Below are 21,516 nucleotides of genomic sequence, written 5' to 3'. Positions count from 1 at the left end.
CTATCTCCTCTTGTCTTGTATGGCCTTAATGATCTGTATTATCGCAGTTGGTGCAAATGCAAGTCCCGCTATCTTCAGCACATCCGCCGCTCCAAGACTTACCACGCTGAACAGACTGTGAAGTCCCGGTATGAACAGGACCGCAGCCAGAAATGCCACTCCGGCTAAAAATGCATATACGCTGTATTTATTTGATCTAAATCCAAGCTTAAACATCGACTCCTCACTTCTGCAGTTAAAACCGTGGAACAGTCTGGCGAGTGTCAGTGTTGCAAATGCCATGGTAGTGGCTTTTGCCGAACTCACCGGCAGGCCAAGATGGAATGCTGTCATGGTCGCTATAGCGATGAGAAGGCCCTCCGAGAGCATCTTTGCCATAAAGTCAGATGTCAGTATTCCCTTCTTAGGATCCCTCGGTTTTTCTGAGAGCAACGATGGATCAGCCGGCTCCATTCCTATCGCGAGCGCAGGAAGAGAATCTGTGAGCAGGTTGATGAACAACAGATGTACAGGTGCAAACGGAACAGGCAGGGCCGCTATCGAGGTATAAAGCACCGCCAGTATTCCAGCTGTGTTTCCCGACAGCAGGAACAGTATCGCATTCTTTATGTTCCTGTATACATTTCGTCCATTTGACACCGCCTTGATGATGGTTGCAAAGTTGTCATCTGAGAGGATCATAGCCGCCGCATCCTTGGACACCTCCGTGCCGGTTATTCCCATGGCAACACCTATGTCTGCCTTCTTGAGTGCAGGGGCATCATTGACACCATCGCCTGTCATGGCTACTATATTGCCGTTCTTCTGCCATGCATCGACTATCCTTATCTTATTCTCCGGTGACACCCTGGCATATACAGATATCTTTGTTATGTCACGTGCAAGCTCCTCATCAGACAGAGCGTCAAGCTCCTCTCCCGTGAGTGCCATGTCCCCATCTTCGTATATTCCGATCTGCTTCGCTATGGCAACCGCTGTGATCTTGTGGTCTCCGGTTATCATGACCGGCTTTATGCCCGCACGCCTTGCATCGGCAACCGCTGCCATAGACTCCGGGCGTGGCGGATCCACCATGGACACAAGTCCAAGGAATGTAAATCCATACTCAGTATCAACTCCCAGTACCTCATCACTTTCCTTATATGCAAATGACAGTACACGGAGGCCATTCTCTGAGAATGCCTTGTTCTGAGCCTTGATCTTCGCTTTTTCTTCATCTGTCATAGGCTTTACGCCATCGCTGTATCTCACGCTCACGCATCTGTCAAGCAGCACATCCACAGCACCCTTGGTGAGTATGGTCGGAACCCCATGAAGCAGATACTTTGTACTCATAAGCTTTCTGTCCGAGTCGAACGGAACCTCCTCCATTCTGTCCATGCAGTCCCTGAGTACATCCTCCTTCAGACTCCATTTTACAGTCTCCGCAGGAACAGAGATACCTGTACCATCCGTCTCCATGCCTGGCATCATGTGGACCTGACGGAACATCTCAAGCAATGCATATTCCGTCGGATCTCCTATTCCTTTTCCATCCACTATGCTGGAATCATTGGTGAGAACCGCATCATATAGCAGATATCTGTGGAGCTGGTTATGGGAATCAAGCTCCTCCGGCTTGTAAAGTTTTCCATCCAGATATATCTCCTGCACGGTCATCTTGTTCTGTGTAAGTGTTCCGGTCTTGTCTGAGCAGATGACTGACACGCATCCAAGGCTTTCAACCGCCTTGAGGTTCTTGATGATCGCATTCTCCTTCGCCATCTTCTGGGTGCCAAATGCCTGCACGATGGTAACTATCGAACCAAGAGCCTCAGGTATAGCTGCAACTGCAAGGGCAACTGCGAACATCATAGAATCAAGCACCGCCATCTTCCTGTAGATGCAGAGGACAAATACTAGCGCGCACACAATCATGATAAATGCCGCAAGTCTTGCACTGAACTTGTCAAGGCTCTCCTGAAGCGGAGTCTTTCTCTCCTTTGCAGCGTTCATCAGTCCTGCTATCTTACCTAGCTCCGTATCCATTCCTGTTCCAGTCACAAGCACCTCTGCTCGTCCGTATGTAACAAGACTTCCTGAATACACCATATTTATCCTGTCTGCAAGTGGCACAGAACCTTCTATTATTGCATCATTCTTTTCCACATTTGTAGATTCTCCGGTAAGTGAGCTCTCATTTACCTGGAGTGAGAAGTTCCTGAGTATCCTTCCATCGGCAACTATCATATCGCCCGCCTCGAGCAGCACGATATCACCCGGAACTATCTCGCGGGACGGAAGCTCCTGCTTCACACCATCTCTCATAACTTTTGCATTTGGGGATGAAAGCTGTTTCAAACTGTCAAGCGAACGCTCAGCTTTCACATGCTGCACCGTTCCAAGCACAGCATTCATGACGAGTACCGCCAAGATTACTATGGTACTCTCGATATTGTCAGAAAACATAGAAATGACCGCTGCTATGATCAGTATGATCACCAGCAGGTCACAAAACTGGCTGAGGAACACCTGTAATGTGCTCTTTCTCCTGCCTTCCTGGAGAACATTTTCTCCCTTCTCATTGCGGATCTCCTCTGCCCGCTCCATCGACAGTCCGCGGCTGTCTGTCTTGAATTCTTTTAGTAATTCATCACCGGAACAGTTCCAAAAATTTTTCTCTGTCATACACACCAGACTCCTTTTCTTCTTAATCTCTGTAAACAGGTTGTGTGTGTCATGCAAAGGAAAAGGAACGAGACCTTCATTGCATGATAAACACACAATAAAAGTCTCGTTCCTTTCAAGTTCTATATACACTACTATATATACTCCGAAAGCGTGCGTCCCGGTTCCCTGCACAGGTATGTCCCAGCCAGAAAACGTGATGACGAGATCGCACAACATCTTATAACCGATGTGAACTACTCCCTGATATTTTCGACATAATAACACGGGAACCCTTTGATTGTCAAAGGATTCCCGGCTAGTATTTGGTAAAGAATTTATAAACTTTTAATTCAGCGCATCATATCCGCTCTCCTTTGTACGGATCTTAGTTGCAGTACGGATCTCATAGCTGAATATCTTGCCATCTCCAACCTCACCTGTATATGCCGCCTTCTGGATAGCCTCGATGGTCTTCTTCTCCCATTCCTCAGATGACACAACTATCTCAAACTTGATCTTCGGCTGCATCACCACATCTACCTCAGTACCACGGACAAGCTTCTTATATCCTCTCTGTGCTCCGCATCCCATAACCTGAGACACTGTAATTCCATTTACATCTATAGCGTTCAGTGCTTCCTTGACGTCCTCAAAGACCTCCTCGCGCACGATAGCCTCAACCTTTATCATCATATCAGATCTCTCCTTCCTTATTCTAAAATCTATCTATACCAATAAACATGCAATTCGAACCTCATAACATATACCTAGTTGAGATTGTTTAGCTAAACAATCTCAACTATCAATACATATCAAGTTCGACATTGCTGTCCTACGAATCAAGTCCATTGAATGTTGGATATGCACTCTCACCGTGCTCTGAGATATCCAGACCTACCTTCTCTTCTCTGTCTGTTACACGGAGTGGTGTGAAGAGTCTCACGATCCCAAGACAGATAAGTGTTCCGACTATGGCTACCGCGATCGTTACAACGATACCTAAAAGCTGCACCAGGAACAGATGTACATCGCCAAATACCAGACCATCCCAACGAGCTACACTGTTGATCGAGCTCTTTGCAAATAAACCTGTTGCGATACCTCCCCAGATACCTCCGATACCATGACATCCAAATGCATCAAGTGCATCGTCTATCTTCAGCTTACCCTTCAGGAATGAGATTGTAAAGCAGCAGATCGGGCTGACAAGTGCACCGATGATGAATGATGACCAGATCGGTACGAATCCTGCACCAGGTGTTATAGCCACAAGACCAACTACAAGACCTGTTGATGCACCGACCAGAGTAGGCTTTCCGTCCTTTATAACATCTATTATCATCCATGAGAGCATTGCGCTGGCACTGGCAATCGCTGTTGTCATAAATGCATGTGCTGCAAGGCCATTTGCACCGAGGGCACTTCCGGCATTGAAACCGAACCATCCAAACCAAAGAATGAATGCACCGAGTGCGACAAATGGAATGTTGTGAACTCTGTATGCTGTGTTCTCGTATCCCTTTCTTCTTCCAAGGATGATAGAGAATACAAGGGCGCTCACACCTGAGCTTATATGCACTACATTTCCTCCCGCGAAATCAACTGATCCGATCTCTCCGAGGAAACCACCCTGGCCCCATACCATGTGAGCCATTGGGTAATAAACGATGATCGACCAGAGCATGATGAAGAAGAACAACGCCTTGAACTTCACACGTCCGACCAGTGAGCCGGTGATAAGCGCCGGTGTGATCATGGCGAACATCATCTGAAATGCAACGTATACAAGGTGAGGTATATTGTCCGCATAAGGACCAGCCTCATCCATCTTTATCCCGTTAAGTGCAAACCACTTGAGATCTCCTATAACACCTCCGTGGTTCGTGCCAAATGAGAGTGAGTAACCGAACAGCACCCACATGACAACTGAAAGTCCCATGATGGCTGTACATGCCATGATGGTATTTACAACATTTTTCCTCCTGACGAGGCCTCCGTAGAAGAATGCAAGTCCGGGTGTCATGAAGAACACCAGAGCCGCACAGATCATAATAAAACCAGTATCTCCCGTATTCATAGTTTCTTCCTCCTTAACCTTTATTCACCCGAAGGATGCGATATCTCATTCTCCCGGTACTACATACGCGAAAAGGCGCCAAACGAATCTTTTCGATTCATTTGACGCCTTTGTCGTGATTTATAATAGCAGACTTCAGAAAATAATGCAAGAGGTAATTTTAAATTGTTTTTCTCAAGCTGTTTTGTTGTTTTTATGAAGTTTCTTAACCAAGTCTTTGTTGTCGGCTCAATTTCGATATACTGGACTTTTTTACGGCGTGCTATCCTATGCCACCCCTGTAGACTCCATTCCAATCTTGCCAGCTGCTGCCATACTTGCATTTGCCGTAACCGGCATATGTTCCTTACATGCAATTGCAACATCACGCATGGATGGCACTGACACACTCTCTGTCTGCCAGAACCGCTCTGTAACCACGGATATTGCATGTGTGATATGTCTGTAATCATTCTCGCATCCCAGAGCCTCACTGACATATCTGTAATGAATTTCCTCAAGATATTCAACTATATCTATTCCATCATCAATACTATCTAAATTTACATTATCGGATGATATCATCTGATTCACATAGTCATGCAGCTCTGTCTCGTATTGGCAGTGTTCTCTAAGATTCCCAGAAAATATACTGTTGTGCGGATATGTGAATGAATCCGCCACATAGTGAACAAGCTTTCCGAGAAGAAAGCTCTGTCTGACAGTTCCCATTCCGCCTTTCTCAAGTTTCTTTGTAAGTTTTTCCATATACTTCATGACATTTTCGTAATTGTGTCCTCTAAGTTTCTCCTCGTCACGGATGCTGCCCCTGAAATAAGTCAGCATATTGATATCCGGCTCTATGCTGCCAAATATGAACGCCGCCTTCTGCAGCTTAGATGCGCCGGCATCCATGTGATCCATAATATATCTGCTCAGATTCATATGGTCTGCTGTTCTCATATTTAACGCCTCCTGCCTGTTCTGCCATCAAGCACAGCTTGATAAGCTTCTCATGTACAAATGTATCCTCTATATCTTTTTCGTTGTATATAGTGTAAACGATAGATATAAAATCCACAGGAAGAAACTATAAATACTTTCTAAATAGACCGTAAAATATTCAGAAATTCATGGCAATTAAGAGAGTTCCAGCAGTGATGCATACCACGCCAACAGCCGCTTTCTTGGTCAGCTTTTCGTGGAACACGATTCCTGAAAATGCAATGGTGATGAGCATGCTCAGCTTGTCTATCGGTACTACCACGCTTGCCGGTCCGTCCTGAAGTGCCCTGTAATAACACAGCCAGGATGCTCCCGTGGCTATTCCGGAGAGCGCAATAAACAGCAGCTCCTTCTTCTCTATGCCCTTTATCTCATGCTGTTTTCCTGACACAAACACCATAAGCCAAGCCATGACAAGAACCACCGTTGTCCTGATCGCCGTGCCCAGATTTGAGTTGATATCCGATATCCCTACCTTGCCGAGTATCGCTGTCAAACTGGCAAAGACAGCTGAGAGCACCGCGTACAGCAGCCAGCTGCCATGCAAAAGTCCCATTCCCCGCTGTTTCTGTGCCACACTGCCACCGTCTGTTGACATATATTCGACATCTTTCCCTGACATCTCCTGATCATCTGCAGTTTTCTTTTTGGTGATCATAAGCATGGTGCCCACACCTATCATAACTATTGAGATACCCTTAACCCAGGTGATCCCCTCATGTAGGAATATGAGGGCAAGCAGAATCGTGAGCACGGTGCTTGATTTGTCTATGGGAACGACCTTGTTGATATCCCCTTTCTGCAGCGCCCTGAAATAACACAGCCAGGATGCTCCAGTTGCAAGGCCGGAGAGGATCAGAAAGAGAAGTGTCTTACCGCTGATATGTGTGTCTGCAGTCCAGGCTCCTGTGACAAGAACCATCAGCCAAGCAAACAGCAGAACCACAACTGTCCTTATAGCCGTCGCCACATCAGAATCCGTCTTTCTTATACCGCATTTTGCAAGTATCGCCGTGATCCCCGCAAATGACGAAGAACTCACTGCAAATAATATCCACATTTTACGCGCCTCCCATTTATATGTGACCGTAAGCCATACTTACATTTATCATTTTGTATCATCTTTACTATAGGGTAACACTATTTTGGCTCCAAATCCATCCTTGCGGCAACCCCGCTCAAAGCCGCATAAAAGGCAGGCTCACATAAGGACACTTTCAAAAAGTGACCGATTGAGAGCAGCACAACGCCACAGAGATTTAAAACTCTGTGGCGTTGTGCTTTTTTATAGCTAACAGGAAAATGATTAGAAAAAATTTTGATCTTTGATTAAGGTTTCGGACGGCAAATTGGCACAGGCTGTGTTTTATACTCCCCAAAGCAAAGCCAAGCACCATACCGCAGGCGATAATGAGTCCGTACCAAGCGATATTCAGCCCTTCAATTCCGAAAAGATTTTCTATTGCATATCGGTTCAAATCCTTGTTCCCTCGCTTTTCTCAGTCTACCCGCAGCATACGGTAACCGACGCCGATATGCGTCTGAATGTATTGCGGACTGTCCTTTTGCGACTCCAGCTTTTTGCGCAGGGTCGCCATAAACACCCGCAGAGAAGCAATATCTTTTTCCCAGCTGCTGCCCCAAATCTGCTGCGTGATATAGGTGTGCGTCAGCACCTTTCCGACATTATGAGAGAGCAGACACAAAAGCTTGTATTCAATCGGGGTCAGGTGTAATTCCTCCCCATTTAGATAAGCGCAGCCGGCAGCATAATCAATTTTAAGCTTGCCGTTTTGGAAAACGGGTGAGTCGGCGTCGCCGCTTGCCTGAAGCAGCAGCAGCCGTCTTTGCGTGACCCGAAGGCGTGCCAAAAGCTCCTCTATGGAAAAGGGCTTTGTCAGATAGTCGTCCGCCCCGGCATCCAGCGCCGTGATTTTGTCTTTATCCTCGCTGCGCGCACTGATCACAATAATGGGCATATTTGACCATGAGCGGATGCTTTCGATCACCTGTGTGCCGTCGATATCCGGCAGCCCCAGATCCAGCAGAACGATATCCGGGTTATGGGAGGTCGCTTCTATAATAGCGCTGTGTCCGTTCTCCGCGGTCAGGTAGCGGTAATCGTGCGCCTTTAATGTTGTTACGATCAGATTGCGGACGGGACGGTCGTCCTCCACAACGAGAACAAGGGGTTTATTCATTCAGAGTCACCTCGCTGAGCGGTAAAGTAAAGGTAAATATGCAGCCGTGCGGTACGTTATCCGTAAGCGTCAGCGTTCCGCCATGCAGCTCTACGATAGATTTACACAGGGTAAGCCCGATCCCGAAGCTTCTGCGGCTGTCTGCGACGGTATTTTTTCCGGTGTAAAACATCTCAAAAATATGCGGTTTCATATCGTCTGCAATTCCGTTTCCGTTATCGGTGACTCGGATCACGGCATCACCGCCCTGTTTTTCGGCACTTACGCAGATCTCGGAGCCTTGTTCGGTATATTTCAAAGCATTATCAATAAGGTTGACAATGACCTGCACGATAAGATGTGCGTCCATACGGGCAAGGATCAAATCGTCGCACCTTACCGTCACCTTGTGTCCGACGGATTTTTTCTTCAAGTGCGAAACGGCTTCGTTGACCACTTCGTCTACAAGCTGGTCGGTAAGCTCCAGCTTCAGGCGTCCGTCATTCAGCCGTGTAACATACAGCAGATTTTCCACCACGCCGATCAGCCATTCGGAATCGTCATAAATATCTTTATAGATCTGCTGCTTGGTTGCTTCGTCCAGGCAGTTTCCGTTATGCAAAAGCGTGTCCGCATTACCCGAAACGGAGCAAAGCGGCGTGCGCAGATCGTGTGAGATCGACCGCAAAAGGTCGGCGCGCAGCTGCTCGCTTTTTGCAAGATCTGCCGCCCGTTCCTTTTCGGCGGCGTTGTGAGCATTATCCATTGCCAGCGCACATTCGTTCACAACCGACAGTACAATGCTGCTCTCAAATGAATCGGGCTTTTCGGGTTTCATCGGTATCCCGATTACACCGTAGACTCTGCCACCTGCACGGATCGCAAGATAAAGACATTCGGATTTGCCAAACTGTGCTGTCGCTGCTCCTGCACGGCGACCGTTTTGAAGCACCCATTCTGCGGTCTGCCGCTCTGCATCGCTTAGCAGCTTTTCAGCGTGTGTATCCTTTTTTTCGGCATACAGCCGCCCGGACAACATTCCGTTTTCGCCTTTCGTATAGGCAACAATACTGCGGTCAAGCAGCCGCGAGAGCTGCATACAGGTCACGCTTAAAACATCATCGTTGCTTTTTGCTTTTTGCAACAGACGGTCAGTGTCGAACAGCACCTGCACACGGAACGCGGAGCGAGCCGAGAGCCTTGCATGATCTTTCAGCTTCGAGGCAAGCGTGCCGGTGAGAACGGAAGACGCCAGCATGACTGCAAAGGTAACGGGATAGCCTACGGCATATGTCTGAAAGGACAACCTGGGTTCGGTAAGGAAAAATCCGAACAATACAACACTTAGAAGTGAGCCTGCCATACTGCAAAGGTATCCTTTGGTCAAAACGGAGATCATCAGCACACCTAGGATGTATACCGTAACGATATTGGTATCGGGAAAGTCGAGATGGTCGAACAGAAACCCGATCGCCGTACATACGGCAAGCGCCAGGACGGTCACGGCAATATCCCGCAGCGACGGTATCTCTGCACCTAAGAACAGACGGCGTCTGTGCGGCTTTGTGTAGTTCAGTGCATCGGGAATAATATGAATGTCAACATCGGGGGCGGAGGAGATCAGCTTTTCAGTGAGAGTCGGTCTTCCGAACAGCCATCTGCGTCTGGCACTGCTTTGCCCGATCACAATTTTTGTGACATCGGAAAGCCTGACATATTCCGAGATCTGCAGCGGTACATCCTCGCCGTGCGTCATAACGATCTCGGCGCCGAGCCTTTGCGCGAGCTGTATGTTCTGCGAAAGTCGGGACTGATCCTCATCATTTATGACCGTATCCGTCTGCACATAGATGGCGGTAAATCTTGCATGAAGGGTCTTAGCCATCTTTGCGGCGGTGTGTATGATCCTTGCATTGGATGGCGAAGAGGATAGGCAGACAAGAATATGCTCGTCTGTATCGAATTTTGACTGTTCGTTTTGTACTTTCATCGGTTTCACCGCCATTTTTATTTTATTATTATACAGTAAAACTGTAAAAAAATCTACCGCAGTCTAAAAATCATTCTTCTGCCCATCGGAAAGAATAATATCGACATTTCCGTGCGTTTCACGAAAACGGCGGATCTCACATAATATTTCACTTTCGGACAGCCCCTGCGGCAGCAGAATTTCGGAAGGCTCACGGGATTCGTTTTCCTTTAACAATGCTTTTCTGTTTTCTTCAAGAAATCGATCCAGCCTGCTCATAAGATAAAATCCGAAAGCAAATATGCCAAGCAGGCTGACGATCAGCAATAGTTCAGCCATCCTCACTCACCTCTGTTAAATGCGAAAACACTTTTGCAGTTCTTTGTAAGCACCGAGAACCAAAAGAGTGGTCTTGTTCGTAAGAACGGTTTCCGGTGAAACTGCCATATTTATCTTTCCGTTCTCCTTGGTCGCCATGATATTGATGCTGTATTTTCTGCGGATATCCAGCTCTCCGACGGTTTTTCCGATCCACCCCTCCGGAACCTCTACCTCAAAAATGGCATGAGCCTCATCGACCTCGATGTAATCCCGTATGTGATCGGCGGTGTACCGAATAGCAGCCCAATTTGCTACCTGTTTTTCTGGGTAAACGACCTCGTCCGCTCCGTTACGCAGAAGAAATTTCTCCTGCACATCACGCTCGGCACGGGATACAACTAATTTTGCGCCGAGTTCTTTCAGCAAAGAAGTGGTTTCCAGCGAATTTTGAAAATTTCCTCCTATGGTGACTATGCACACATCAAAGTTTCCGATTCCGAGCGACTTTAAAAATTCCGTGTTTGTGCTGTCACCTATCTGTGCGTTAGTAACGATCGGCAGAATTTTATTGACCCTTTCTTCGTTGCTGTCTACCGCCATCACCTCATGCCCGAGCTTATTCAGCTGCAAAGCGATATGCCTACCGAATCTGCCGAGACCTATCAACAATATGTTTTTCATAATATAATAACTCCTTTATCCGACTGTGATATTTTCGAGCGGCAGCTTTGCACCGCTCTGATTTTTATTGGAGATCGCCGCATAAATCAGGGTAAGTCCGCCGACTCTGCCGAGATACATCAAGACGATCAAAATAAGCTGAGAAAGAACACCGAGCTGCGGTGTGATCCCAAGGGTAAGCCCGACCGTTCCGACAGCGGACGCCGTTTCGTAAAGGCAGGTGCTAAGCGGCAGACCTTCTGCCGTGCTGATAACAATGCCGCCGACAAAAAACAGCAGGAAATACATTACGGCAACGGCTGCGGCGTTTTTCACTGCCGAACCGTCAATGCGCCTGCCGCAGACTTCGACATCGTCCTTTTTGCAACAGACGGAGAATGCACTCAGAATCAGAACGGCAAGCGTGGTCGTTTTCATACCGCCTGCCGTGGAGCCGGGCGATCCGCCGACGAGCATCAGCAGAATCATAATTGCCTTGGAGGAACCGGTCATAGCGGGAAGATCGGCGGTATTGAAACCGGCGGTTCTCGGTGTGACAGACTGAAAAAGCGACGCAAGAATCCTTTCGGCGAGCGGCAGTCCCGTAAAATCGCAGAAGAAAAAGAATACTGCGGGAGCGATAATGAGGATTGCCGTTGTTACCAATATGACCTTGCTCTGCATCCGGTATTTTTTGAAATGCCACTTGTTTGTGCAAATATCGTCCCAGGTCAAAAATCCAATACCGCCCACAATAATTAAAAGCATAATTGCAATGTTTATTGTAGGCTCTCCGATGTATCCCGTAAGAGACGGGTATTTGTTTTCTGCGGTGCCGAGTATGTCAAAGCCGGCGTTGCAAAAGGCGGAAATTGAATGAAATGCCGCCATCCAAATTCCCTTGATACCGAAGTTTCTGCAAAATGTCGGCAGCATGACAATCATTCCGATAAGCTCGATCAAAAAAGTCCCCCGTACAATAAAGCGGGTCAGGCGGACGATCCCGCCGACCTTCGGGGCAGAGATGGCGTCCTGCATGGTACTGCGCTGCATCAGCGATATTTTTCTGCCGGACAGCATGGCGAAAAATGCCGCAACTGTCACAACACCGAGCCCGCCTATCTGGATCATCAGCAGTATTACCGTCTGCCCAAAAGCGGACCAATAACTGCCCGTATCCTGCACGACCAGCCCCGTAACGCAAACGGCCGAGGTCGATGTGAACAGCGCCTCGTGAAACGGCGTAACAACTCCGGCAGTCGATGAAAACGGCAGCATCAATATCAGTGCTCCGAGCAGAATAACCCCGGCAAAGCCCAAAACGATCAGCTTAAAGGATGACAGTCGCTTTTTTCTATGTGTAATTTCAGACATATATACTTCTCCTGTTTTTGTTTGTTTATAAAGAGTATATTATGAAATATAAAAAAACGGTGTAATGATCCGGTGTGCTGTATTAAGATTGCATTAAGATGCTCATTCTTTGAAAAAACAGTGCAGAGTATAGCAAACGCCGAAGGTGCTATATCCATTCTGACAGAACGCGGCATCATATCATGATCAGACATTCGAATAAAATATCCCCATATAATTTCTGGAAATAAAAAATTTCAGAATTATATGGGGCATTTTATGTCTGTTCTATATTTCTACTAATAAATTATTCACACAAACATATATATCATAGATAATCATACACTTTACAAAAGTCCCTTAACGTCCTCCGCGACCATCTCTGCATCAAGACGATTATCCTTAAGAACCTCTTCGACATCGTACCTGTCAAGGAATTCCTTCTTAAGACCATAATTCAGCACCTTCATATCTGAATCGCCATAGAATCTTGCAATCTTCTCACCGAATCCGCCGTCCAGTATACCATCCTCGATGGTGACGACAACTGAGTGGTCTGCCTTGAGGCTTTCAAGAAGTTCCTCATCGAGACCTGTGATATAGTAAGGATTGATGACAGTGGCATCTATACCAAGCTCACTCTTCATCTCGTCTGCTGCAGCATTTGCCATACTGTAGAAGGTTCCAAGGCCGAGTATGGCAACCTTGCTTCCCTTCTGTGTCACCTCATATTTATTCAGATCTCCAAAGTTCTTCGTCACAGGGCTTCCACTTACCATTGCACCGCCTGGGAGCTTGATGGCCACAGGATGCTCATTCTGCTCTATGCTCCAGTCAAGCATAGCAATATACTCTTCCTTTGTTGTCGGAGCAAGATATACAAGATTCGGGATATTTGAAAGCATAGGGATATCCTGAAATCCCAGATGTGTCACATCATTCATTCCATATACAGATCCTGCAAATGTCACTATAGTGGCTGCATTGTTGTTGATACAGAGATCCTGGGATATCTGGTCAAATGTTCTCTGCACAAATGAGCTGTACACACCGAACACCGGTTTTCCGCCGCCTGCTGCAATTCCCGACGCAAGTGCCACCGCTGTCTCCTCTGCGATTCCCACGTCGACAAACTGCTTTCCGGCCTCACGTCTCTTATCCTCTGTAAATCCTATAATCGTCGGTGTTCCCGCTGTGATGGCAACGACCTTTGGATCCTTCTTCATCTTGTCAAGCAGGTAATCACAGGACACGCTTGAGTAGTCCTCCTCGTCACCTTCAAATAATGATCTTCCTGTCTCTATGTCAAATGGTCCGCTGTAGTGCCACTGCTCCTTGTGCTCCTCAGCTGGGGCATAACCCTTTCCCTTGAGGGTTCTGATGTGGACCACAACAGGCTTCTTTGAATCTTTTACCTTCTGGAATGTGTCTATGAGGGCTGCCACATCATTGCCTTCATGCACGTAATAATAATCAAGTCCCATGGCGCGGAACAGATTGCACTCTGCTGTTCCATTAGTGTCTCTGAGTAATTTGAGATTTGTATAGAGTCCTCCGTGGTTCTCGGCTATGGACATATCGTTGTCATTTACAACTATGATAAGGTTGCCATCCAGTTCTTTAGCGTAGTCCAAGCCTTCAAGGGCCTCTCCTCCTGACAGGGAGCCATCGCCTATCACCGCTATCACATTGCCCTCTGCCCCCTGGAGATCCCTTGCCTTTGCAAGGCCTGCAGCCAGACTGATGGATGTTGAAGTATGTCCAACCGTGAAGAAGTCGTGCTCGCTCTCATGCGGGTTGCTGTAACCAGTCACATCATCATAGTTCTCCTCATAGAGGTATGCATCCTTTCTTCCAGTAAGCATCTTGTGCGGATAGCTCTGGTGTGACACGTCATACACAATCTTATCCTTAGGTGACTCAAATACATAGTGAAGTGCTATGGTTGCCTCAACCATACCAAAGTTCGGTCCAAAATGTCCGCCGTGCTTGCTGGCTCTGATGAGAAGTGCATGTCTCATCTCGTCTGCAAGTGTTCCCATCTCGTCTACTGTCAGTTTCTTTACATCCTGTGGTCCGTTGATATTTTCAATATACATTTTTTCTTTATCCTCCTGTTTTTACATAGTGCATTCGCCATCGGTAATTTTCCCGTCCCATACAAGCTTGCCGGTCTTCACGGCCTCCTCATATTTGGATATCTTGTAATGTAATCTATCCATGGTGGCTTCAATCTGTTTTCTCTGCTCCTCAAGTTTCTCATACTGCTCCTTAAGGAGATCCAGCCTCGCGCCAAATGTAGCATCTCCCATCTGGAAGAGTTTTACATATTCAATAAGCGCCTCTATCGGAACACCAGCATTTCTCATGCATACAGTGTGTTCAACCCAATCGACATCTTTTTCCTGATAATCCCTGTTGCCACTAGCATTTCTAGCGACAGGAGGGATAAGCCCGACTCTCTCGTAATACCTGAGCGTATCAGCGGTGATATCAAACTTTTCACTTACTTCTTTGATAGTCATATTGCCACCTCTTTCCTAATTTCAAGAAAACCTTTCTATTTATAGCTATATGCACTCACACAATACCTATATGTTACATTGAATATATCACTTGGAGCTCACTCCAAGTCAACCCCCAATTTTCTCCCCCCTGGGGACGGAGGTACCTGCCCCATACAGTGTCCCCCTGGGGACGGAGGTGCCTAACCCCATACAGGATATAAAAGAGGCGGGCAACGTAGTTACCGCTGTCCGCCTTTATATACATGAATATGTAAATTTTTATGCTACGCACTGATTCCAACTGTCGAGCAGATGTTTACTGCAATGATATCATCCACTGTTACACCAAAGATGGCGGCCAGAATGATCAGGTTGTCTACGGTTGGCATAGCCATACCCTTCTGCCACTTGTATATCGCATTTGGAGTGGCAAATCCAAATATATCCTGCAGATCCTTTACAGAAAAACCTGCATTCTGTCTAAGCTTCACAATATTTCTGCCTGTTCCTGTCATGTCAATTGTTGGTACATTACACATAATACTTCCCTCCCAAAATTCTCATCTCATCTGCATTGTTAAAATTGTGGACCGCGCAGAGCGCATCCCCTGGCGCCCCTAACGATCCGACACATACAATCTCTGCCATGTCTATCCCTTTCTTTTATCTCTAAGTTCTGGCAGATTTCTTCTTCAAAAAGACGAGTTCAAAAACACGAAAAAAACGCCCATCCACATGAATACTTCTACAATACTCACATAGATGGACGTTTTTTCGCACATCATGATTCCAATCTATAAATGCTGATAGATCTGGCTGATCTCAGTCTATCGAAACCTATCTGATCTGTTATGTATTTGCTCAGATCATTCAGGTCAGCATATTTGTATGATCATGTTCCGTACGCTCTCGCCCTGTACCATATGAGTACATATGTTCACGCAGCTTATCATCTGTATATAAAGTATTCCCTGCCACATCACTATTAAACTCCCGGGTTATGTATTTAGCGAAAACTATACTTAACATGATTCTTTCCTTTCCTGACTACCCTTCCGGGTTCCTTTTCCTAAGTCATTTTTTATTGGTGTGTCCTGATTTTCTTCTTTTATTTGACCACCTAAACTGTACTCTACCACAAATATAATTATTTGTCATTACACTACTGGTAGAAAACATACATTTTTATGGCCTTTTTATATCATTTGACATCTCTTTTCTGGCCTGCAACGTCACCGCCTCATCTGCCATCACTTTTCCAGTCTGCGATGTCACTGCATCTTCAGTCGCTGTTTCTTCTGCCACTTTCTCTTCCGCAGCTGCCAGCTCCCTCACTATCCAGGTCATGATAACATCCACCAGATACTCCTGCTGTCTTGGACCAAGCTCCACTCCCGGGGCAAATGTATGCCACTTACGTATGCATTCCCGGCAGCATGTAGCCGTGGCATGCTGTGCCACAAACACCGGATGTCCCCGCATGGGAGTCTGCTTTCCGTCATTTGGTATGAATGCCGGAGCTTCCCTCTGCGCTATGAAATCCCGTGCATGCTGTCTTATGGTATCCAGCCCCTTTTCATGTATATAGTCGATATCTTTCTGTGTCAAATGAAATCCACTGCGAAATTTCGACCTTCCCAGACGCTCAAAAAGCCGGGCGTACCATTCTTCCTTTGTCAACCCTATCATCTCCATTTATAAGTGCCATCGTATTTCCTCCGTATGAAAACTGATTATAGAAGCTGATTAAGCCTCTGTGTCTAATATATATCTAATCCGTACATTTTCCAAGTTCATTGTTCACTACCTCACGAATCTTATAAAAAAAATTTTTTAAAGACCATAAAAAAACTCTTGATACTCGTATATATATTGAGAGTTAATGATATACCAGTTACAATAAATCATCGGGACGATACGATGGGCTTTACAATAAGGAGGTTTCAACTATGAAAAAACGAATGACAGCTTTACTACTCAGCGCCTGTATGTGTGCAGGTCTTGCCGGCTGCGGCACAAATACACCGGGGAATAATCCCGGTCACACCAAAACTGATTCGTCGGTCACTTCCCTCACTGACAACATCACTGTGACTTCGGTCAAAACGGATATAACATCATTTGACCAGCTAAAGAACGGAATCAATGAATTCTCTATGAATATGTATTCTGCACTTCCAGCTGACAAGAACATATTTTACTCACCTTACAGCATTGCAAGTGCACTGTCCATGCTGGATGTAGGTGCCGGCGGTACAACAAAAAATGAGCTAGAAAACGCTCTCGGCATAACAGACCTTGATGAGTGGAACGATGAGATGAAGGCATATCTGTCAAAAGACTGGTCTCAGAATACATTTGTCAACACAGCAAATTCAGTATGGATGAACAAGGGAACGACTTGGGCGGCCAATATAAATTCCGACTTTCTTACACCTGCCAAGGATTATTACTCCGGTGAAATCTACGAGGCCGACTTCGATGGTCAGGCAGACAAGGTCGTTCAAAATGTCAACAACTGGGTGAGTGACAACACCAACAAGATGATCCCTGAAATCTTAAAGGAGATTCCTGGTGGAACCGTGATGATGCTCATAAACGCAGTTTATTTCGAAGGAAAATGGGATACTCCTTTTACCGAGGATAAAACTTTTCAGAGCAGTTTCTACGGAACCGATAAGGAAAGCGTTGTTGATATGATGCATCTCTACGGTGAGCACTTCGCATACATGGACAACGGCGAGATCAAGGGAATCACACTTCCATACGACGGCGACAATGTTGTCATGAAGGTGTTCATGCCAACCGCCGATGACGGAGACATAAATAAACTCTTTGACAAACTAAGCAACGAAGAAAAACAGAAACTCATCGACTCTCTGGATGATGCCAGCAACGTAGAGATCGATACCCTCCAGCTCCCAAAATTCACAGATGAGCAGAGTATCGACGGTCTTGACGACATTCTGAAAAACATGGGAATCCAGTCGGCATATTCGGAGAGTGCTGACTTCTCCAAGATCGCCGATGGCATAGCCGTTTCATCAGTCAACCACAAAGCAAAGGTGATCGTGGACGAGAACGGAACCAAGGCCGCAGCAGAGACAGACATCATGATCAAGGAAACAGCAATGATGCCAAGTGAGGAAACATATAACTTTATTGTGGACAAGCCATTTGTGTATGTGATTGAAGATCAGAGCACTGGCATGATCCTGTTCATGGGCAGGGTGAATTCGCTGTAATTTTTGATTATCGACACATACTAGGACTTGCTTCAGCAGCTTTTACTCGCAAAGGAATGGAACATTTTCACTTTTCTTTGCGAATATCAAAAAAGCACACAAGATCTCAAAATCTTGTGTGCTTTTTTCTATAGACCCACTATTCCGACTTTCTCTCTGAATTCTCATTGGATTCTGTCGTGTCACCTGTTTCTCTGAGATTCTTCTCCCGTATATACTGGATCGCCTCTTTTACAGCTACTTCCTCCTCATCCTTTGCTATCTTTCTTGCATAGGATACAGTCTTTACTAGGTTGGCTATGAGTATAATGGCAAGCGGAACAAGAATTATGGGTACAAATATAAGTGGATTGGACACAAGCCTCACTATCTTGCCAAGTATGAGTGATGACCACACCACCCTGCCAAGCAGATCTCTTGAGTCCACATCGTAACGGTCCACCACATTATTGGCATCGCCTTTTGTAATATACCTGTAATTATTACCATCCGTCTCTATCGAGACAACTCTATGTGTATTTACCGCACCAGAAAGAGCCGGATCCGATGAATAAAATGATATGACATCATTCTCATGTATGGATGCCGGATCTGTCTGCTTAACAAATGTCTGGTCTCCCCCATTTTTCAAATAATACAATATTGTATATCATAATGACGTATTATTATATGGGAAAATGACAAGTATTCATGTATTAGTAATCTGTTTTTGTGCATATTGCAATATTGCATATGTGCACTATGTTCTACATTCTATCGTCTTGTGAAAATATCGGACCTACTGAGCGGTTGTCACACGGCACCAGTCAAGTACAGCCGAGTAAGAAGCCATCACACTCTCATGCATCTTGCAGATCATATCCACATCAAGTTCTTTAACCGCATTCTCCAGCTCCTGCGCCTCATCGCCCAGCTCCATGGCTCCGATCGTTCTGGATGTACTTTTTACCGTATGTATCAATATCCTGTAGCCGTCCCAATCTTTTTCATCAAAAGCCTTCTGTATCTCTGTGCGCTTGTCGTCAGCTGCGTACATTGAAATTATTTCCTTCAAAAAGCTTTCACTGCCCCCGCAGTATGTAAGACCCTTCTCATGGTCAATGTTAACTTCTTTACAGGATGTGTCTGAATCCTGTTTTCCCATAACGTCTAAATCCAACACATCCCTCACCAGCTTCTTTTCCAAAGTCGTCCCCCCCATCTGTATTTAACCGATAACTCCGTACAAGGTCTCAAGGAAAACTATTGGAAGAAACGGCTTCGTAATATAATCCTCAACCCCCATCTGTCTCGCTCTCTCTATCAGCTTATAATCCTTATAAGCTGTTACGAATATAACCGGTACGTCTGTGATCTTGCGTATCTCTTCCAGCGTCTGGAATCCATCCATGTCTGGCATCTCGATGTCGAGCAATATCAGGTCTATCTGCTGATTTCCCACTATGTCTATGGCCTGCTTTCCGCTCTCTGCCGCAATAACCTTGTAGAGAGGCTCATTTTTGCAGATATTCTCTATAAGTCTGATATTTATCTTCTCGTCATCTACAACAAGGATATTGCTTACCATCTTCTCGGCTTGTCTCATGTGGTAGTCTTCATCCTCGTCTATCATCCTGAGCATGACTTCTGCAATGTCCGGATCGAACTGACTGCCCTTGCCCTTCTCCATCTCATCGCGCACTATCTTCTGCGGCAGGGCGTATCTGTAACTTCGGTTGGATGTCATGGCATCATAGCTGTCTGCCACCGCTATAATCCTTGCACACCTTGGTATATTTTCTCCCTTGAGCCCACTTGGATATCCTGTTCCATCGTATCTCTCGTGGTGATACTTCGCGCCCACCGCCAGGTCCGGAAATGCATTTATATTCTTGAGAATATGGTATCCATTTACACAGTGAAGCTTTATCATGGAGAATTCTTCATCTGTAAGTCTTCCCGGCTTGTTGATTATGTTGTCAGGAATACGTATCTTGCCCATATCATGAAGCAGTGCTATCTGATATATCTCGTCCTGCTCCCTGATTGTTCCGCCCATCCGCTTCACCAGCTCACGGCTGTATCTGGCGACTCGCACAGAATGGCCTTTTGTGTATTTGTCCTTTGCATCTATCGTCTTGGCAAATGCCTGCATAACCATATTATTCAGGTCTGTGAGTTCGTTATTTGTCTCATCGAGCCGGCTCATGATCGCATCCGTACTATTCTTGGATCTGGTACAGAAGAACACTATAATTATGTATAGAACTATTCCAACGCCTATATCGTGGCCTATCAGTTTTCTTATTCCGTGGTACAGCTTCTCATTCGTGATGACCATGACCACATACCATTCATCTACTATGGAATAGCTGAAAACTGTCACCTTCTTATCATTAACAACTGTTTGAAACGGTTCGCCGTCATTGTCCGCTATCCCCTTCATGAGTACAGACATTTCTCCCTGAGTGTAGTTCTGGCCTACCTCTTTCTTGTCCGAGTGGGTTATCACCAATCCTGACTTGTCGCAGACGAATGCATATCCCTGACCATTTAATTTGATATTTTCCGTCTCTGACTGTATTGGATCCAGTGTTACATCCAGAGATATTACACTCTCGCCATCGTAGAGTAACTGGCTGACTGACATCAGAATATCTCCTGTCTGCGCATCGATGTACGGCTGGCCCAGGGTTGGCTGGCCGTCTGCCGCCACTGCTGCTTTGTACCATGCGCGCTCCTGAGGCACATAATCACCGCCGGGAACCCAGCCTATGCCATCCAGGTATTCGCCGTTTATAACGCCATATACACCTGTGAACGCCGCATCTATATCCTGGAGATAATAGGCTGATTCATTCGTGAGAAAGTTCAGGATATCCTGCCCCGGCCTGCCTTCTCTCATCATATGCTCCACAGTGATCTTCGTAACTTCCACCGCATCCACGGCTCGATTCAGATACGAATTCATATATTCCTGCTCCTGCTTAACAGTCTCTGCCGCCAAAGCCAGAGTATCATTCACTGACTTCCTATAAAATGTCATGATCGTACACAACGACAGTACCACAATCGCCACAAAACTCACTATCAGTGTCAGTATATAGTGCCTCTTGCTTACATTCTTCATACCGAATCCCCCCATTTCACGCACATTATTCCGGTCCCAGATCAGCTCAGGTTTATACTTACATATAGATATAATTGTAACATACTACCAACATTAATCAAATATTTAATGGGGACGGAGGTGCCCGCCACCTCCATCCCCAGAGATAAATGACACCCGTTAGAGCGCGCCCATGGCGCGCAAACAAAAACGACCTCCTGGCGGTTTCCCACCAGAAGGTCGTCAATTCCTACCCCGAATAGGCAGGCCATTGCATACATGTTGTCAAATGTAGGAAGGCATTCGCCCCTCTGCCACTTGTAGATCGATACAGGTTCATTGAACCCGAGAAATGCCTGCAATGCTTTTACGGTGATTCCTTTCTGCTCTCTCACTTCTTTGATCCTCTTGCCTGTTGCGCAAAGGTCGATCATTGGAAAATTGTTCTGTGTCATAAATGATACCTCCCATTGTAAATGCTAT

At 46.1% G+C, this 21,516-nt stretch carries 18 protein-coding genes and 1 pseudogene; 1 reads left to right on the top strand and 18 read right to left on the bottom strand.

What is annotated here, in order from left to right:
- From DXD11_RS12285 to DXD11_RS12215, 14 genes and pseudogenes are all read right to left on the bottom strand, one after another.
- Positions 1–2,667, bottom strand: coding sequence for a cation-translocating P-type ATPase (locus DXD11_RS12285; RefSeq protein ID WP_118758530.1), 2,667 nt, complete (start codon positions 2,665–2,667; stop codon positions 1–3).
- Between the two features lie 327 nt (positions 2,668–2,994).
- The gene (locus tag DXD11_RS12280; RefSeq protein WP_004850656.1) at positions 2,995–3,342 is read right to left on the bottom strand and encodes a P-II family nitrogen regulator; all 348 of its coding nucleotides are present in this window, start codon (positions 3,340–3,342) and stop codon (positions 2,995–2,997) included.
- 139 nt (positions 3,343–3,481) lie between these two features.
- On the bottom strand, positions 3,482–4,726 hold the full coding sequence (locus DXD11_RS12275; protein ID WP_118649385.1) for an ammonium transporter: 1,245 nt from the start codon (positions 4,724–4,726) through the stop codon (positions 3,482–3,484).
- Between the two features lie 267 nt (positions 4,727–4,993).
- Complete coding sequence (locus DXD11_RS12270) at positions 4,994–5,668, bottom strand: zinc dependent phospholipase C family protein (protein ID WP_118649386.1); 675 nt, start codon at positions 5,666–5,668, stop codon at positions 4,994–4,996.
- Positions 5,669–5,828: 160 nt separating this feature from the next.
- Positions 5,829–6,770, bottom strand: coding sequence for an EamA family transporter (locus tag DXD11_RS12265; RefSeq protein ID WP_118649387.1), 942 nt, complete (start codon positions 6,768–6,770; stop codon positions 5,829–5,831).
- Between the two features lie 439 nt (positions 6,771–7,209).
- Positions 7,210–7,911: a response regulator gene (locus DXD11_RS12255; protein WP_015534217.1), complete on the bottom strand. Its 702-nt coding sequence runs from the start codon at positions 7,909–7,911 to the stop codon at positions 7,210–7,212.
- Positions 7,904–9,880, bottom strand: a complete 1,977-nt coding sequence (locus tag DXD11_RS12250) for an ATP-binding protein (protein ID WP_118758519.1) — start codon at positions 9,878–9,880, stop codon at positions 7,904–7,906. The genes DXD11_RS12255 and DXD11_RS12250 overlap by 8 nt, the downstream gene beginning before the upstream one ends.
- Positions 9,881–9,943: 63 nt before the next feature.
- Positions 9,944–10,198, bottom strand: a complete 255-nt coding sequence (locus DXD11_RS12245; protein ID WP_015534219.1) for a hypothetical protein — start codon at positions 10,196–10,198, stop codon at positions 9,944–9,946.
- Positions 10,199–10,213: 15 nt separating this feature from the next.
- The gene (locus DXD11_RS12240) at positions 10,214–10,861 is read right to left on the bottom strand and encodes a potassium channel family protein (RefSeq protein WP_015534220.1); all 648 of its coding nucleotides are present in this window, start codon (positions 10,859–10,861) and stop codon (positions 10,214–10,216) included.
- A gap of 15 nt (positions 10,862–10,876) precedes the next feature.
- Positions 10,877–12,214 (bottom strand): TrkH family potassium uptake protein, encoded by a 1,338-nt coding sequence (locus DXD11_RS12235; RefSeq protein WP_118758518.1) that lies wholly within the window; start codon positions 12,212–12,214, stop codon positions 10,877–10,879.
- A 326-nt stretch (positions 12,215–12,540) separates the two neighbouring features.
- On the bottom strand, positions 12,541–14,292 hold the full coding sequence (locus DXD11_RS12230) for a 1-deoxy-D-xylulose-5-phosphate synthase (protein WP_118758517.1): 1,752 nt from the start codon (positions 14,290–14,292) through the stop codon (positions 12,541–12,543).
- 21 nt (positions 14,293–14,313) lie between these two features.
- Positions 14,314–14,718, bottom strand: a complete 405-nt coding sequence (locus tag DXD11_RS12225) for a MerR family transcriptional regulator (protein WP_004850681.1) — start codon at positions 14,716–14,718, stop codon at positions 14,314–14,316.
- A gap of 266 nt (positions 14,719–14,984) precedes the next feature.
- Positions 14,985–15,239 carry a helix-turn-helix domain-containing protein gene (locus tag DXD11_RS12220; protein ID WP_015534224.1) on the bottom strand — a complete coding sequence of 85 codons (255 nt, stop codon included), beginning with the start codon at positions 15,237–15,239 and terminating at the stop codon, positions 14,985–14,987.
- Positions 15,240–16,002: 763 nt separating this feature from the next.
- Positions 16,003–16,380 (bottom strand): annotated as a pseudogene (locus tag DXD11_RS12215) (DUF4186 domain-containing protein); the annotation flags it as partial.
- 269 nt (positions 16,381–16,649) lie between these two features.
- Here DXD11_RS12215 and DXD11_RS12210 point away from each other — a divergent pair.
- On the top strand, positions 16,650–17,945 hold the full coding sequence (locus DXD11_RS12210; protein ID WP_118758516.1) for a serpin family protein: 1,296 nt from the start codon (positions 16,650–16,652) through the stop codon (positions 17,943–17,945).
- A 139-nt stretch (positions 17,946–18,084) separates the two neighbouring features.
- On the opposite strand, the gene DXD11_RS12205 is transcribed toward DXD11_RS12210, so the two are convergent.
- The 4 genes from DXD11_RS12205 to DXD11_RS12190 form a co-directional block, all read right to left on the bottom strand.
- A complete protein-coding gene (locus DXD11_RS12205) occupies positions 18,085–18,585 on the bottom strand; it encodes a signal peptidase I (protein WP_158579441.1) in 501 nt (166 codons plus the stop codon).
- Positions 18,586–18,723: 138 nt separating this feature from the next.
- Complete coding sequence (locus DXD11_RS12200) at positions 18,724–19,131, bottom strand: Hpt domain-containing protein (RefSeq protein WP_120000442.1); 408 nt, start codon at positions 19,129–19,131, stop codon at positions 18,724–18,726.
- A 21-nt stretch (positions 19,132–19,152) separates the two neighbouring features.
- A complete protein-coding gene (locus DXD11_RS12195; protein WP_118758513.1) occupies positions 19,153–21,054 on the bottom strand; it encodes an HD domain-containing phosphohydrolase in 1,902 nt (633 codons plus the stop codon).
- 41 nt (positions 21,055–21,095) lie between these two features.
- Positions 21,096–21,488 carry a helix-turn-helix domain-containing protein gene (locus tag DXD11_RS12190; protein ID WP_243105868.1) on the bottom strand — a complete coding sequence of 131 codons (393 nt, stop codon included), beginning with the start codon at positions 21,486–21,488 and terminating at the stop codon, positions 21,096–21,098.
- Between the last annotated feature and the right edge of the window lie 28 nt (positions 21,489–21,516).

The organism is Coprococcus sp. TF11-13 (assembly GCF_003481085.1).
GTDB classification, from domain to species: Bacteria; Bacillota; Clostridia; order Lachnospirales; family Lachnospiraceae; genus Coprococcus; species Coprococcus aceti.
The sequence above is the reverse complement of the archived record's forward strand: the minus strand, read 5'-3'. Positions and strand labels throughout refer to the sequence as shown.